The 13,120-nt window shown below is 61.3% G+C and carries 12 protein-coding genes; 5 read left to right on the top strand and 7 right to left on the bottom strand.

Annotated features, from left to right (window positions below; translation table 11 throughout):
• The first annotated feature begins 587 nt into the window (after positions 1-587).
• On the top strand, positions 588-1,748 hold the full coding sequence (locus B0G82_RS25400; RefSeq protein WP_106278896.1) for a porin: 1,161 nt from the start codon (positions 588-590) through the stop codon (positions 1,746-1,748).
• A 93-nt stretch (positions 1,749-1,841) separates the two neighbouring features.
• Here the strand turns inward: B0G82_RS25400 and B0G82_RS25395 are convergent, their stop codons facing one another.
• Positions 1,842-2,507 (bottom strand): DsbA family oxidoreductase, encoded by a 666-nt coding sequence (locus B0G82_RS25395; protein ID WP_121309441.1) that lies wholly within the window; start codon positions 2,505-2,507, stop codon positions 1,842-1,844.
• Between the two features lie 229 nt (positions 2,508-2,736).
• On the opposite strand from B0G82_RS25395, the gene B0G82_RS25390 reads away from it, so the two are divergent.
• Positions 2,737-3,030, top strand: coding sequence for a DUF1330 domain-containing protein (locus B0G82_RS25390; protein ID WP_116122916.1), 294 nt, complete (start codon positions 2,737-2,739; stop codon positions 3,028-3,030).
• 62 nt (positions 3,031-3,092) lie between these two features.
• Here the strand turns inward: B0G82_RS25390 and B0G82_RS25385 are convergent, their stop codons facing one another.
• The 3 genes from B0G82_RS25385 to B0G82_RS25375 form a co-directional block, all read right to left on the bottom strand.
• The gene (locus tag B0G82_RS25385) at positions 3,093-3,944 is read right to left on the bottom strand and encodes a carbohydrate ABC transporter permease (protein ID WP_121309440.1); all 852 of its coding nucleotides are present in this window, start codon (positions 3,942-3,944) and stop codon (positions 3,093-3,095) included.
• A complete protein-coding gene (locus B0G82_RS25380) occupies positions 3,941-4,831 on the bottom strand; it encodes a sugar ABC transporter permease (RefSeq protein WP_106278889.1) in 891 nt (296 codons plus the stop codon). The genes B0G82_RS25385 and B0G82_RS25380 overlap by 4 nt, the downstream gene beginning before the upstream one ends.
• Before the next feature lie 143 nt (positions 4,832-4,974).
• Entirely contained in the window at positions 4,975-6,207 is a 1,233-nt protein-coding gene (locus tag B0G82_RS25375; protein ID WP_012428989.1) for a sugar ABC transporter substrate-binding protein, read from the bottom strand.
• A 280-nt stretch (positions 6,208-6,487) separates the two neighbouring features.
• Between B0G82_RS25375 and B0G82_RS25370 the strand changes: the two genes are divergently transcribed.
• The 3 genes from B0G82_RS25370 (at position 6,488) to B0G82_RS25360 (ending at position 9,446) form a co-directional block, all read left to right on the top strand.
• Positions 6,488-7,261 (top strand): SDR family oxidoreductase, encoded by a 774-nt coding sequence (locus tag B0G82_RS25370; protein ID WP_121309439.1) that lies wholly within the window; start codon positions 6,488-6,490, stop codon positions 7,259-7,261.
• Positions 7,262-7,326: 65 nt separating this feature from the next.
• Complete coding sequence (gene ugpC / locus B0G82_RS25365; protein ID WP_121309438.1) at positions 7,327-8,409, top strand: sn-glycerol-3-phosphate ABC transporter ATP-binding protein UgpC; 1,083 nt, start codon at positions 7,327-7,329, stop codon at positions 8,407-8,409.
• A 173-nt stretch (positions 8,410-8,582) separates the two neighbouring features.
• Positions 8,583-9,446 carry an SIS domain-containing protein gene (locus tag B0G82_RS25360; RefSeq protein ID WP_012428992.1) on the top strand — a complete coding sequence of 288 codons (864 nt, stop codon included), beginning with the start codon at positions 8,583-8,585 and terminating at the stop codon, positions 9,444-9,446.
• A gap of 101 nt (positions 9,447-9,547) precedes the next feature.
• Here B0G82_RS25360 and B0G82_RS25355 read toward each other — a convergent pair whose 3' ends face one another.
• From B0G82_RS25355 to B0G82_RS25345, 3 genes are all read right to left on the bottom strand, one after another.
• Positions 9,548-11,086 carry a Fic family protein gene (locus tag B0G82_RS25355; protein WP_121309437.1) on the bottom strand — a complete coding sequence of 513 codons (1,539 nt, stop codon included), beginning with the start codon at positions 11,084-11,086 and terminating at the stop codon, positions 9,548-9,550.
• A 191-nt stretch (positions 11,087-11,277) separates the two neighbouring features.
• Positions 11,278-12,174 (bottom strand): helix-turn-helix domain-containing protein, encoded by an 897-nt coding sequence (locus tag B0G82_RS25350; protein WP_121309436.1) that lies wholly within the window; start codon positions 12,172-12,174, stop codon positions 11,278-11,280.
• On the bottom strand, positions 12,171-13,058 hold the full coding sequence (locus B0G82_RS25345; protein ID WP_121309435.1) for an IclR family transcriptional regulator: 888 nt from the start codon (positions 13,056-13,058) through the stop codon (positions 12,171-12,173). Before B0G82_RS25345 ends, B0G82_RS25350 begins: the two co-directional genes overlap by 4 nt.
• Between the last annotated feature and the right edge of the window lie 62 nt (positions 13,059-13,120).

Raw genomic sequence — 13,120 nt, 5'->3', positions numbered from 1 at the left:
GCCCCGTAGGATTCCAGGTCGCCGCCATGAAGAAGTCGTCGGGGATCACGTCGTGCTGTTTCGGCAAGACGAACCGCGAGTGGCCGAACTATGTAAGCCGCGTCCTTAAGAGAACCTTAAGCGGCAGTTTCGGGACGCATTGGACGACCGCGGATCGATGTGCCGAAACGAGTTCTTCCCGCCAAATTACGTAATCCTTTCGCGCGATTGTTGTCGTTAATCCCGCACCACACTTCCGTCACACGCCGCAACACGTTAAGCTCCCGCCCCTCATTGTTCCTTTGACGCCACGCCGCTTATTTTTTTGACGACGCATTTATTTTCATCGTCCTATGATCGGGGGGCTCGTTTCCGCCGCGCTAGCTAGCACGCGCCGACTGAGCCGACTTGAAAACCATGCAATAGATAAGCGCACACTTTGGCATAGCCATTGAAATGACGTGTCGCGCAATAAACATCCAATAATTAATTATGCTTCTCGCAGTTTGCGCAACAACCGTTTCGAATGTATTGCATGCGTGTTTACGGCGTTGGTGGAAAGAGCAATTGATACCCTCAATTACCGCTTGATCACGGAGCCAACAAGTATGAAAAAGTCTTTACTCGCGGCCGCGCTCTTCGGCGCATTTACGATGTCGGCGCATGCGCAAAGTAGCGTGACGCTCTACGGCCTCATCGATACGGGATTGGTTTACACGAACAATCAGTTTGGGCACAGCAACTGGCAGGTATTGAGCAGTTCGACCCAGAACACGGTGTTCGGTCTCAAGGGCTCGGAGGATCTGGGCGGCGGCTTGCACGCGATCTTCAAGCTCGAACAAGGGTTTCTGCTGAACAACGGGGCGCAGGCATTCTCCGGCGATGGTTTCGGTTCTCAGGCATGGGTCGGCCTGCAAAGCGATCCTTACGGCACCTTGACGTTCGGCCGCCAGTTCGACGTGATGAACGACCTCGTCGGACCGCTTACTGCGGAGTTCAACACGTGGGGCGGCAGCATGGCCGCGCATCCGTTTGAAAACGACAACCTTGCTGCGAATTCCGTCGTGATCAACAACTCGGTCAAGTACGCGAGCCCGACTTACCGCGGCGTTACGTTCGAAACGATGTATTCGTTCAGCAACAAGGCGGGCGACTTCGGGAATAACCGGTCTTACGGTTTCGGCGTTTCGTATGCGCAAGGTCCGCTGAATCTTGCCGCCGGCTATCTGCAACTGAACAACGCGGGCAATGGCAGCGGCGCGGTGACTTCGAGCGATACCAGCGCGAACTTCCTCGCAGAACGCCAGCGTATCTGGTCGCTGGGTGGTAACTACACGTTCGGGCCGGCCACGGTCGGGCTAGTCTGGAGCCACACTCAGATCGACAACGCGTCGGGCGTGTTCTCGTTCGGCACGGGCAGCTATCTCGGTTCGGGCGATACCTCCGCGGGATCGCTGGGTGGTTCGCTGCGTCTCGACAACTACGAGGTGAACGCAAAGTACGCGCTCACGCCGGCGTTGAGCGTATCCGGCGCGTACACGTACACACATGGCGCGTATAACGGTTCCTCGCCGGGATGGAATACGGCCATGCTGCAAACCGACTACTCGATCAGCAAACGCACGGACTTCTATCTGGAAGGCGTCTATCAGAACGTGCATGGCGCGCCTGCGGACTCCGTGCTCTCGCATGCCATGATCAACACGTTGTCGCCGTCCGCGACCAACACGCAAGTGGCGGTCACCGTGGGCATGCGTCACGCGTTCTAAGCAGGCTCGCTTCAAGTGAGGTGAACACGCATGCCCTGTTTTTGCAGGGTATGCGTCGTCATGCTCGGAACGATCAGGGCACGACGTTCAGCGTTACGTGTTCTGTGAACCTTCGTCCTTCGCTTCAGCCAGAATCTGCTGGATGGCTTGCTCGAAAGTTTCGACAGGCTGTCCGCCACTCACCAGATAGCGACGGTTGAAGATAATGGCCGGCACCGACTGAATACCCATCGCCTCGTTATTCCGCTCCTCTGCGCGAACTTCAGCGGCATAGGTTCGGTTTTGCAGTACGTCACGCGCCTTCGCGGCATCGAGCCCGACGGACTGCGCTGCCTCGATCAGCACTTCATGATCGCTTGGGTCTTTGCCGTCAGCGTGATACGCCTGCAGCAGCGCCAACTTGAGCGGCAACTGCTTGCCCTCGATGCCCGCCCAATGCAGCAGACGGTGCGCGTCGAAAGTGTTGTACACGCGGTTGCGCGGGCCAAAAGTAAAACCGACGCTCGCGCCGCGCTCGCGGATCGCGGCCTGCGTTTCGGCGATCTGCTCCGGCGTGCGGCCGTATTTTTTGCCGAGGTAGTCGACAATGGCCTCGCCGTCCGGTCCCATGTCCGGATTCAATTCGAACGGATGCACGACGATTTGCGCGTCGACGGCGTCGCCGAGACGCGAAATCGCGCGTTGGAGCGAGGAGAGGCCGATCGCGCACCACGGGCATGCGATATCGGAGACAAAATCGATAGTGAGCGCTTGAGTCATTGCTGTGTTCCGGTCGTGTGTCAAAGCGAAATCCGCAGACAGCGTAACCGGTATTGCCATTATTTGCAGGACCGCCCTCGTGACGTAACGCGAGCCGGCGCCTTACAATTCACCAGCCGCAGTTGAGCGATTGACCGTGCGGGCGATGGGGACGCCGCGAGGCGTCATAATCCCCGTTCGCCGTCGTGCACGACAACGACTGCTTTTCCAACGTTGAAAGGAGCCTCAAATGAGCAAGGGATACTGGGTGACGTCATATCGCGCGACGAAAGACGCGGAAAAACTGGCCGCGTATGCGCAGCTCGCCGCGCCCGCCGTGGCGGCTGCCGGCGGCAAGTTCATCGTGCGCGGTGTGGCCGAGGAGGCTCGCGAGCAGGGCTTGAAGGAGCGGACGGTCGTGATCGAATTTCCGACCTATGAGGCGGCCGTCGCCGCCTACGAGAGCGAGCCCTACAAGAAAGCGCTGGCCGCATTGGGCGACGGCGTTGAGCGCGATCTGCGGATTGTGCGCGGCACGGATTAACCCGAAAGCGAATGAAACGGCGAGCGCGAGCTGCTCATGCAGTTGTGCGCTCGCCCCAACATCTATTTCACGGCCCCTAGCGCGAGCCCCTTCACCAGATACCTCTGCAACCACGCGAACACCACAGAGACCGGCAACGTCGCGCAGAGTGTAGCGGCCATCACCAGATGCCACTGGACCACGTATTTCCCGGCAACCATGTCGGTCACCTGCACGGTCAGCGTCTTGTTCTCGGGTGAGCGGATCAAGGTATAGACCACGGCAAACTCGTTCCACGCGTTGATGAACGTGAAGATCGCGGTGACGACGATCGCAGGCACCGCGAGCGGCAGAAACACTTTGAAGACCGCCTTGGTGCGTCCGCATCCTTCGAGCCACGCCGATTCTTCCAGATCCCGCGGCACCGTCTGAAAGTACGAAGACAGCATCCACACGGCAAACGCGATATTGAATGCAGCGTAGGACACGATCACGCCGATCTTGGAATCGACCAGATTCCCGTCGCCATAGGGAATCATCGCCGCCAGCCGGAACAGGCCGACCACCAGCAGAATCGGCGACAGCATCTGTGTGACGAGCAGAAACTGACGGTAGAGCCCGCGTCCGCGAAACGGGAATCTCGCCAGGGCATAGGCCGCGGGCAAGCTGACGGCCAATGCAAGCGCGGTCGACAGCAAGCTGATTACCGTGCTGTTGCGCAGCGCCACGCCGAAATTGGCCGCCACCCACATATCGGAGAAATTGCTCCACTGCCAATGCACGGGCAGCCAGCGCGCCGGGTACACAAAAATCTCGGAAGCCGGCTTCAACGCGGTGAACAGCATGACGGCAAACGGAAACAGCACCACTACGATCAGTGGCGACAACGCGAGCCAGCACCACAGCGTGCGCTTCATCTTGACGCTGAGATTCATGACGGATCCCCTTCTTTTGCGGGCTGCAGGCGCAGATAGGCGATCGAGAAAATGAACAGCATGACGAGCATGATCAGCGACACCGCCGCGGCTTCGCCGGGACGCCCGAGCCGGAAGCCGAGCTCATAAAGATATGTGACGAGAATGTGCGTGCTGTTGTCGGGGCCGCCCTGCGTCATCACCCAGATGATCGGAAACGAGTTGAACACGTAGATCACGTTCAACAGAATCGTCATGTTGATGAACGGCCGCAACAGCGGCATGGTGAGTTTGCGGAACTGCTGCCAGGCGCTTGCGCCGTCCATGCGTGCGGCTTCGTAAATATCGCCGGGCACCGAAGACAAGCCGCCCAGCAGAATCGTCACGGTAAACGGAACCGACACCAGAATGCCGACCGCGATTTCGACCGGAAACGCGAGTTCCGGCGTGGCCAGCCAATGAATCGGTCCGCTGATCAGGCCGAGCCTCTGCAATGTGACGTTGACCATGCCGTAGTCGTCGTTGAAGGCCCAGCGCCAGACCACGGCGGTCATGGTCAGCGAGACGGACCACGGCAGCATCACGATCGTACGCGCCACGCCGCGCCCATAGAAATCCTGGTTCAGCACGAGCGCAACGGGCACGGAGATCAGCACCGTGCCACCCACCACGCAGATGGTCCAGACAATGGTCCGCCTGGCTGCCGCAAGGAACGCGGGATCGCCAAAGATCGTGTAGAAATTCTGCAGACCAGTGAAATCGCGAATGGCACCGAAGCGCGAGACCTCGTGCAGCGATTGCCACACGATGTTGAAAATCGGATAGCTGATGATGAAAAGCGCCAGCACCAGGCTTGGCGCTATCAGCAACCAGGGCGCTTGCAGGCGCGAAGAAGCGGAGCGGCTCATGCGTGCTCGATCGTAAGACGCGTCCACATCAAGGAGCGGGCGCGACGGGATGGGCCGGATAGTGCATTACGACCGAAACGCGCGCCGCCTTTGCAATGACGGTGCGCGTTCCGGGTTCAGCAGATCGCTACGAGACAGCGCGATTACTTGCCAAGCGACTTGTTCGCTTGGGCGGCCGCCGCGTTCAATGCGTCGGCCGGCTTCGCCTTGCCCAAATAAATCGACTGCATTGCGTCGGTCACGGCCTTCGCGGTGTCTTCCCAGCCGGTCACGGTCGGCGCAAAGTGAGCGGTCGGCAGCAGCGCGACGAAGGCCTTGGTGTCGGGATCGTTGAACGCCGGATCGGTCGCCTCAGCCTTGGTGGTCGGCAGGAAGCCTTCGGTCGTGGTGAACTCCACGCGCGGTTCCTTCGTGAACAGATAGTCGAGGAACTTCCATGCCGACTTCTTCACCTTCGAGTTCTTGAACATCACGATCGAGTCGGTCACGGCGTACGTAGCGTGCGTCGTGCCCATCGGAATCGGATCGATGCCGTACTTCAGGTTCGGCGCTTCCTTCTTGATCTGTTTGGCGAGGAACGGTGCGGAGATCATCATCGCAACGCGGCCTTGCTTGAACAGGTTCTGCACGTCTTCACGGCTATAGCCGGTCACGCCCGGTTGCGTCAGGCCCTGGTCGATCATCGTCTTGTACAGCGTGGCTGCCTTGATGCCGGCCGGCGAATTGAAGGCAGCCTTGCCGTCCTTGCCGACCACGTCGCCGCCGTTGGTCCACAGGGCGTAGTAATAGTAGACGTCGGTTTCGATTTCCTTGCCTTGCAGACCAAAGCCGGCAATGCCCTGCGCCTTCAGTTTCTTCGACGCTTCGATCACGTCGTTCCAGGTCTTCGGGCCGTCGGGATAGCCGACCTTGGCGAGCAGGTCTTTGTTGTAGTACAGCCCACGCGCGGACGCGGCGATCGGCAGGCCGTACACCTTGCCGTTGATCTCACCCGGTGCGAGGAATGGGCCGATGAAGCGGCTTTTGAAGTTCGCGTCCATGTAGCCGTCGAGCGGCTCGGCGACGTCGTCCTTCACGAAGTCGAGCAGCCAGCGCGTGCCGACGATCGCGAGATCGGCGTTGGCGTTGCCGGAAATGTCTGTCTGCAGTTTCTGCTGCAGCGTGTCCCAGTTCACGTCTTCGATCTTGATGGTCGTGCCGGGATTGGCCTTCTCGAAGTTGCGGGCCATTTTTTCGAAGTACGGCGCGGTCGCGTCGCTGTAGTGTGCGACAGTCACGCGAACCGTATCGGCGTGAGCCGCGACGGCGATACCTGCAAACGCGAGCGCCACGGCAACTTTGCCTAGCGCGAGGGAAGCACGGGCATGCAACGACATTTCTCTCTCTCCTGGATGGTTTGCTGCCGTCGCCGGCCGCTTCGGGTGAATTGTTTGTAAAAATCCTACATGACGCAAAATTGCTTGTCACGTAGGGTCTGCCATATTTTTTCCCGGCTGGTTTTGTGCATAAGATGCTGTAAAGCAGGGATATTCTGCACGACGCGATGTCACGGATACCCAATCTTCGGGATGACTAGACAACTATGTCGCGTTTGGATTTGTAGGAAATTTACACGCTAATCCGGGCTGGCGGCGTGGTCGAACAGCGAGGCGGACAATGAATCGTGTGGTGTTGGTAACGGGCGCTTGCGGCGGCATCGGCAGCGTGTTGTGCAAGCGCTTCGTGGAGCAGGGCGATACGGTTCTGGCGCTCGACATCGACGCCGCCGCGCTGCAGGCGTTGGGCGCGCAACTCGGCGAGGCGCATGTCACGCCGATCGCGGTCGATCTCGGCGACGCCGCCGCAGTGCAGCAAGCGGTGGCCGCTGCGGTCGAACTGCGCGGTCCGGTGGATGTGCTGGTCGCCAACGCGGGCGCCGCCGAAGGTCTGACGCTTGCCACGACCGACGTCGCGAGCTGGCAGCGCGACATCCATCTGAATCTGAACGGCACGTATCACACGGTTGAAGCGGTGCGCGCGTCGATGATCGAGCGGCAGCGCGGCGCGCTGGTGCTGATCGGCTCAGTGAACGGCATGGCCGCGCTCGGTCATCCGGCGTACAGCGCGGCGAAGGCCGGGCTCATCAGTTACACGAAAGCGCTCGCGCTCGAACTCGGCCGCTACGGCATTCGCGCGAACATCGTGTGTCCGGGCACGGTAAAGACGCAGGCGTGGCAGGCGCGCGTCGACAAGAATCCGCAGGTCTTCGAGGATCTGAAAAAGTGGTACCCGTTGCGCGACTTCGCGACGCCTGACGACATCGCCGACGCGGTGCTGTTTCTGGCCTCGCCGATGGCGCGCGTGATTACCGGCGTCGCGCTGCCGGTCGACGGCGGCCTGATGGCCGGCAACCGTTTGATGGCGGAAGAACTGACACTCGAGTCGCTCTGACCCGCCCGCAGCGGCATTGCAAGCAGCACGAGATCGAGTCAACCAGGCAAGACGATGAGGACAGCATGGCAGCAGTGCAACTGAGCGGCATCTTCAAACGCTATGGCGACACGCAAGTGGTGCACGGCATCGATCTCGACATCGACGACGGCGAGTTCGTCGTGCTGGTCGGCCCGTCGGGCTGCGGCAAGAGCACGTTGATGCGCATGGTGGCCGGGCTCGAGGAAATCAGCGGCGGCGATCTGCTGATCGGCGGCACGCGCGCGAACAGTCTCGCGCCGCAGCAGCGCAATATCTCGATGGTGTTCCAGAGCTACGCGCTGTATCCGCATCTGTCCGTCTACGAAAACATCGCGTTCGGGCCGCGGATTCGCAAGGAGTCGTCGGCGAGTTTCAAGCCGCGGATCGAAGCCGCGGCGAAGATGCTGAACCTCGGCGGCTATCTGGACCGCTTGCCGCGCGCGCTCTCGGGTGGCCAACGGCAACGCGTGGCGATGGGCCGCGCGGTGGTGCGCGAGCCTTCGCTGTTCCTGTTCGACGAGCCGCTGTCCAATCTCGACGCCAAACTGCGCGTGCAGATGCGCACCGAAATCAAGGCGCTGCATCAGCGGCTGAAGAACACGGTGATCTACGTCACGCACGATCAGATCGAAGCCATGACGATGGCGGACCGCATCGTCGTCATGAACGCGGGGCGCATCGAGCAGATCGGCCGGCCGCTGGAACTGTACGACCATCCGGCGAATCTGTTCGTGGCGAGCTTTCTCGGCTCGCCGTCGATGAACTTTGCCGAAGGCGTGATCGCGAGCCGCGCGCAAGGTCAGGGTCTCGCGCTGAATCTCACGGATGGCGGCGAGATCGTGCTGGAAGGTGCGCCCGCTTCGGCGGTGATCGGCGCGAAGGTCACGCTCGGCGTGCGGCCGGAACACATCGAAACCATGACTCCGACGCCCGACGCGACGATGGAAGTCGAAGTGGTCGAACCGACTGGCGCGGAGACTCACTTGTACGGGAAAATAGGCGGCAGCACGTGGTGCGTGACGACACGTCAGCGCTCGAAAATCGAGCCCGGCCAGCGCGTCACGCTGCGTTTGCCTGCCGAGCATATTCATCTGTTCGAGACGGAGAGTGGGCGCAGGCTGGTCTGACCCGCGCGTTGCCGTTTGCGGTCGATACGAGCTCGCCTCAGGCTCACCGAAGCTGCGACGCGACGTGGATTATTCAACGCATGAGAATGCGCCAGACCGCTCCAGGTTTTCTCACCCCGTCCGGGGGCCTGGCGCGAAGCGACAGGTCTGGGGGCGCTTTGAAGGAACACCGGGTGTCCGCACCGAACTTGATTCCCCACATCCGCAGCGCACTCGCCAATTTGCGGCCCGCCGAGCGCAAGGTCGCCGAGATGGTGCTGAGCGACGTCGACTTCGCGATGCGCGCGAGCATTACCGAACTCGCACAGCGCGCCGAGGTGTCCGAGCCTTCCGTCACGCGCTTTTGCCGCGCCATCGGCGCGCATGGTCTGCGCGACTTCAAGATGCAACTGGCGCAGAGCGTGGCGGGCGGGCTGCCGTATGCATCCACGGCGGTGGCGCGCGACGACGACGTGCAGACGCTCATGGACAAGGTGGGCGAGGCGGCGGTCGACGGCATCACGCATGCGCGTGGCGCGCTGGATCCGGCGGTGGTCGAGAGTGCGATCGCGGCGTTGTCGAGCGCGCGGCGGGTGTTTTTCTTCGGTGTAGGTTCTGGCTCGGGGCTGGTCGCGCAAGATGCGGCGCTGCGGTTTCTGCGGCTCGATATTGCATCCACGGCGTTTACGGATGGGCATTTGCAGCGTCTTTACGCAGGCCTGATGGAGCCCGGCGATGTGGCTTTCGCGATTTCGCATTCGGGCCGCAGTGTCGAAGTCAACGAGAGCATCCAGATTGCCAAGGAGCGTGGCGCGACTACGATCGCGCTGACCAATGTCGGCTCGCGTCTTGCGTGGTTGGTGGATATTCCGTTGCTGCTGCGCGTACCGAGCCCGATCGATCCGAACACGCCGGGCGTGTCGCGGCTCGTGCATCTTTGCATCATGGACGCGCTGGCGATCGGCGTCGCGCTCAAGGCCGGGCCGAAGACGCTCGAGAAGATGCGGCACGCGAAGGCAAGGCTGGCTTCGCATGAGCCGGAGGCGGCGGGGGATTGAGGCCGCTTTAACCTGGCGGCGTATGGGAAGGTTGTTTTATCGGATGGTTGAGTCGGACGCAGAGCGAAATGCAGCAAGCGACCATGTCGCACGCCTTTGAATCAATGGCTCCCTTCGTCGGTGAACGCTTCTGTAATTGCGTTCACTATCTGTGTGCTCAACTCCGGACGCTCAGCGAGAAGCGGATACCGTTTGCGTAAATTGTTCGATACGCTGTTTCCATTTTGCCGGATGCTGCGAATAATACTGTCCAAGTCGATGTCGGGCGCTTCCAGGAACTCTTTGATGGCGCGTCGAGCTTTGTCGTTAGCATGCAGAAAGCGCGCTTCAGTGCGCATCTCATGCGTAAGCGTCGCGTCGATCACGTTGGCGAGATAGCTGACGTGAGCGGTCAAATCGGGATAACGCCACGCCGGTAATGCATCGTCGTAAGCGCCAAAATGCAGATTGTATTCAACGCCGTCTTCGCCCTTCTCATTCTTTCCGAACGTGTACTGATCGGCATAGTGTTTCATCAAGGGGCGCGAAAAGCGTTCCAGCACCCTGTCGTAGGCAGCGCGATCACGTGTGCTATGAGTGATTGTTGCTGACACCGGTAGGATGATCGGCGCCGGCACAGCACCGTCGCGGCGCAGAATGTCGTTGATCAGGAATCGCGAAATGCGGCCGTTACCATCGGCCATCGGGTGGGCGTAGACAAAACCGAACGATGCCGTTGCTGCACGGACAATTGGCGCGCCACCCACCGTTCGTTCGAGAAAGCGCGTGAGACCGGCCAGCATGGCCTCGATGTTCTGCCAGTGCGGTGCGATGTAGTCGACTACTGGCTGATAGCGCGCGATATGCCCCACATACACTGGCGATCGCCGGATCCCGTAGCGCAGCGCCGACGGGCCGAGGATGCCGCGTTGCAAAACGTTGAGTGTCTCGACCTCGAATGGATTGGCATGTTGCCCACATTCGCTTTCCATGACGGCAGCGAAACGGTGTATGCGGTCTTCGTTATCCTGTTCGTGTTCGATGAGAAAACTGGCGCGGCTCTCCTTAACCGTCAGCCAGACAGCGCTGCGCAGAACCAGATCAATGCCGTAGTCCGCTTCCAGTTCGGCTAGCCGCGCGGCAAGGTCGTAGGTTTCGGCACGTTGGACCGCTTCTACGCGTCGAATGACCGGGCAAAAATCGCGATTTCCCGGCAGATTGTCGCGCACACGCCAGCGCGTGTTGTTGACCGATGTGCCGACGACGAAGTCTTCCGGGTTCAATGCGTCGACGTAATTTCCCTTAGAGACGCCGGGTGCGTCCAGCGCCTCCGGCATCAGCCATTCATAAAAAAAGCAGGCCCGGCGCGCATACGCACCCGTGGGTTCGCGGGCGATCCATGCCTGCAGCTCTTCGCGCACAGATGGCAACGCGTAGAGGCGCGCGAGGAATTCCAGATGAACGCCCTCATGCCGGAAGGCGAAACTCAAGTTATCGGTCATGCCGCTGCCCGGGCGATAAGGTTCGGGATAGATTTCCCGCCGAATGTCATCCTCCGTCGAGGTGGAGCGGGTTCGGCCGATTTCGCTTTGGACGGCAAACGGATGCACCGGCACGACGCCGTACTTGGTGGACAGCCATTGATAACCGATCTGCGGCATGATTTCGATCCGTGCTGGTCCGGAGCGCGCCCGCGTCGCTCTCCGCTTCCCGTCCGTTTTGATTACTTGGCTCTCAAAACGATTAAAAAATGCGGGGTTTCGAAAAAAACGATTATACGGTCTGGCGTATCGTTTCGCTTATTCGAGTCGCAAAACGATTAAAAACGGGCCATTCTCAAGAAAAACGATTACTAAGAGGTTCCACCCATCCACCCAAAGCGCCGCGACAACCTCGACGTCGCGGCGCGCAAAGTCTGCGCCGGCCCACCCGCCAATTCACTGTCGAAGCTGCCGCTCGGCCCCATCAACGCCAGAACGAGGCAGATACTGCCCGTGTGATCCAGCACCGGCGCGGCGAGCGTATTGATGCCCGGTACAGGCCGGCTGAGCGCCGTGTCGATTCCATCCGCGCGGATTTGCGCGAGACGCTGCGCGTAGGCTTGCTTCAGCGGCGGCACTGCCGACGGCGCGTTCGTGTCGCCTGTCGCTCTACCTTTGGCCGCCTGCGCCGGCTTTCCTTCGAAAACATCCGCCGCATCCGCGCCCGCCAACCGCAGATGATCCTGCACCAGCAAACCCGCGCGCACATCGTCCGCGACATAGGCGGCGAACACGCGGCCGATCGCCGTATTCGCCAGCGACATCACCGTGCCGACCCGCAGGCTCACATGCAGCGGCCGCGCCGATTCCTCCAGACGCACGACGGTCGGCCCGAGCGGACCGAGCACGGCCATCGCGACGCTCATGCCCGTCGACGCCGCCAGTTCGACCACCTCGGGCTCCGCTTCACGCGTCGGCGATAAGCGCTGCAAGCCGATCAACCCCAGCTGCAGCGCGAGCGGCCCGGCTTCGAAACAGCCCGATGCATCGCGATTGAGCAAGCCGATTTTCAGCAGGCTCACCAGATGCGGAAACGCCTTTGCCGGCGGCATGCCCGCCGCGCCCGCAAGATCGCGCAGGTTCAACGGCCGCGCCGCCGCGACCAGCGCCGCCAACAATTCGCCCGTGCTATCGAGCGACTGGATGCCGCGCTGCGGTTTCGCATCGGCGGCTGGGTGAGTGTGAGAAGTGTCGAGCGAATCGGTCACGATGCGGAAGAAGCCAGCAAGGAAGGGGCGATAGCCAGTTCAGCGCCGATGTCGCGCGCCGTCGCAAGCAGTGCACGCGCGATCGGACCGTCGGCGGCGACGTCGATCGCGCCGGTCGAGCCGATCACCGTCAGCGCCAGCGCCAAGCGGCCGTCGGCATCCAGCACGGGCGCGCTCAGGCTGCTGATGCCCGGACTCGGCACATCCACGCTGCACTCCAGGCCGCGCGCGCGGATCGCGTCCAGCGTGGCTTCAAAGACGGCGCTTTCGTCGGGCGGCGTCATGGCATTGCCGATCGCGCCCGATTGATTCGCCCACATTGCGTCAAGCACCTCGCGTCGCGAATAAGCGCAAAACACCCGCCCCGTCGACGTAGCCGGCAGCGACATCACCGTGCCCACATGCAAATTGACGTGCAACGGAAAGCCCGCATGTTCATAGCGAACGATAGTCGGCCCTTGCGGCCCGGCAATGCAGATCGCGACGCTGAAGCCGACCGCTTCGGCCAACGCGGTCACGCGCGGCACTGCGGCGCGAAATGCCGGCTGGTTTTCCAGATGCAGCAAACCGAGCCGCAACGACAGCGGGCCGGGCTCGTAACGGCCCGACAGTTCGTCGCGCTTGATCAAACCCAGCCGGCTCAAGCTCACCAGGTAGGCGTGCGCCTGCCCCGGCGCGATCTGCGCCGCGCTGGCAAGGTCGGAGAGAGCGAGCGGCGTGCGCGCCTGCGCCAGCGCCAGCAACACGCGGCCGCCCACTTCGACGCTCTGAATGCCGCGCTGCGTTTTGCCGCCGTCCGCCGTCTCACTGCCGCCCGCGCCTTTGCCAGTGGCCGGTTTCGCTGCTTTGCTCACACCCGCGCTCGTCCGTGAAAAAGGGTCCATGTTAACCGAAGGCCCGTGCCTTCCAGTCCTCATCTTAGGCCTCGCAAGATTTGTGTATAGCG

The sequence above is a fragment of the Paraburkholderia sp. BL17N1 genome, assembly GCF_003634175.1.
In the GTDB taxonomy this organism is placed as follows: domain Bacteria; phylum Pseudomonadota; class Gammaproteobacteria; order Burkholderiales; family Burkholderiaceae; genus Paraburkholderia.
Note: the sequence above shows the minus strand (reverse complement) of the source record. Positions and strands in the feature narration are given on the sequence as shown.

Bases quoted from the DNA above. Each gene is read 5' to 3' on its own strand.
- B0G82_RS25400 (WP_106278896.1), top strand. From the start codon at position 588: ATGAAAAAGTCTTTACTCGCGGCCGCGCTCTTCGGCGCATTTACGATG.
- B0G82_RS25395 (WP_121309441.1), bottom strand. From the start codon at position 2,507: ATGACTCAAGCGCTCACTATCGATTTTGTCTCCGATATCGCATGCCCG.
- B0G82_RS25390 (WP_116122916.1), top strand. From the start codon at position 2,737: ATGAGCAAGGGATACTGGGTGACGTCATATCGCGCGACGAAAGACGCG.
- B0G82_RS25385 (WP_121309440.1), bottom strand. From the start codon at position 3,944: ATGAATCTCAGCGTCAAGATGAAGCGCACGCTGTGGTGCTGGCTCGCG.
- B0G82_RS25380 (WP_106278889.1), bottom strand. From the start codon at position 4,831: ATGAGCCGCTCCGCTTCTTCGCGCCTGCAAGCGCCCTGGTTGCTGATA.
- B0G82_RS25375 (WP_012428989.1), bottom strand. From the start codon at position 6,207: ATGTCGTTGCATGCCCGTGCTTCCCTCGCGCTAGGCAAAGTTGCCGTG.
- B0G82_RS25370 (WP_121309439.1), top strand. From the start codon at position 6,488: ATGAATCGTGTGGTGTTGGTAACGGGCGCTTGCGGCGGCATCGGCAGC.
- ugpC (WP_121309438.1), top strand. From the start codon at position 7,327: ATGGCAGCAGTGCAACTGAGCGGCATCTTCAAACGCTATGGCGACACG.
- B0G82_RS25355 (WP_121309437.1), bottom strand. From the start codon at position 11,086: ATGCCGCAGATCGGTTATCAATGGCTGTCCACCAAGTACGGCGTCGTG.
- B0G82_RS25345 (WP_121309435.1), bottom strand. From the start codon at position 13,058: ATGGACCCTTTTTCACGGACGAGCGCGGGTGTGAGCAAAGCAGCGAAA.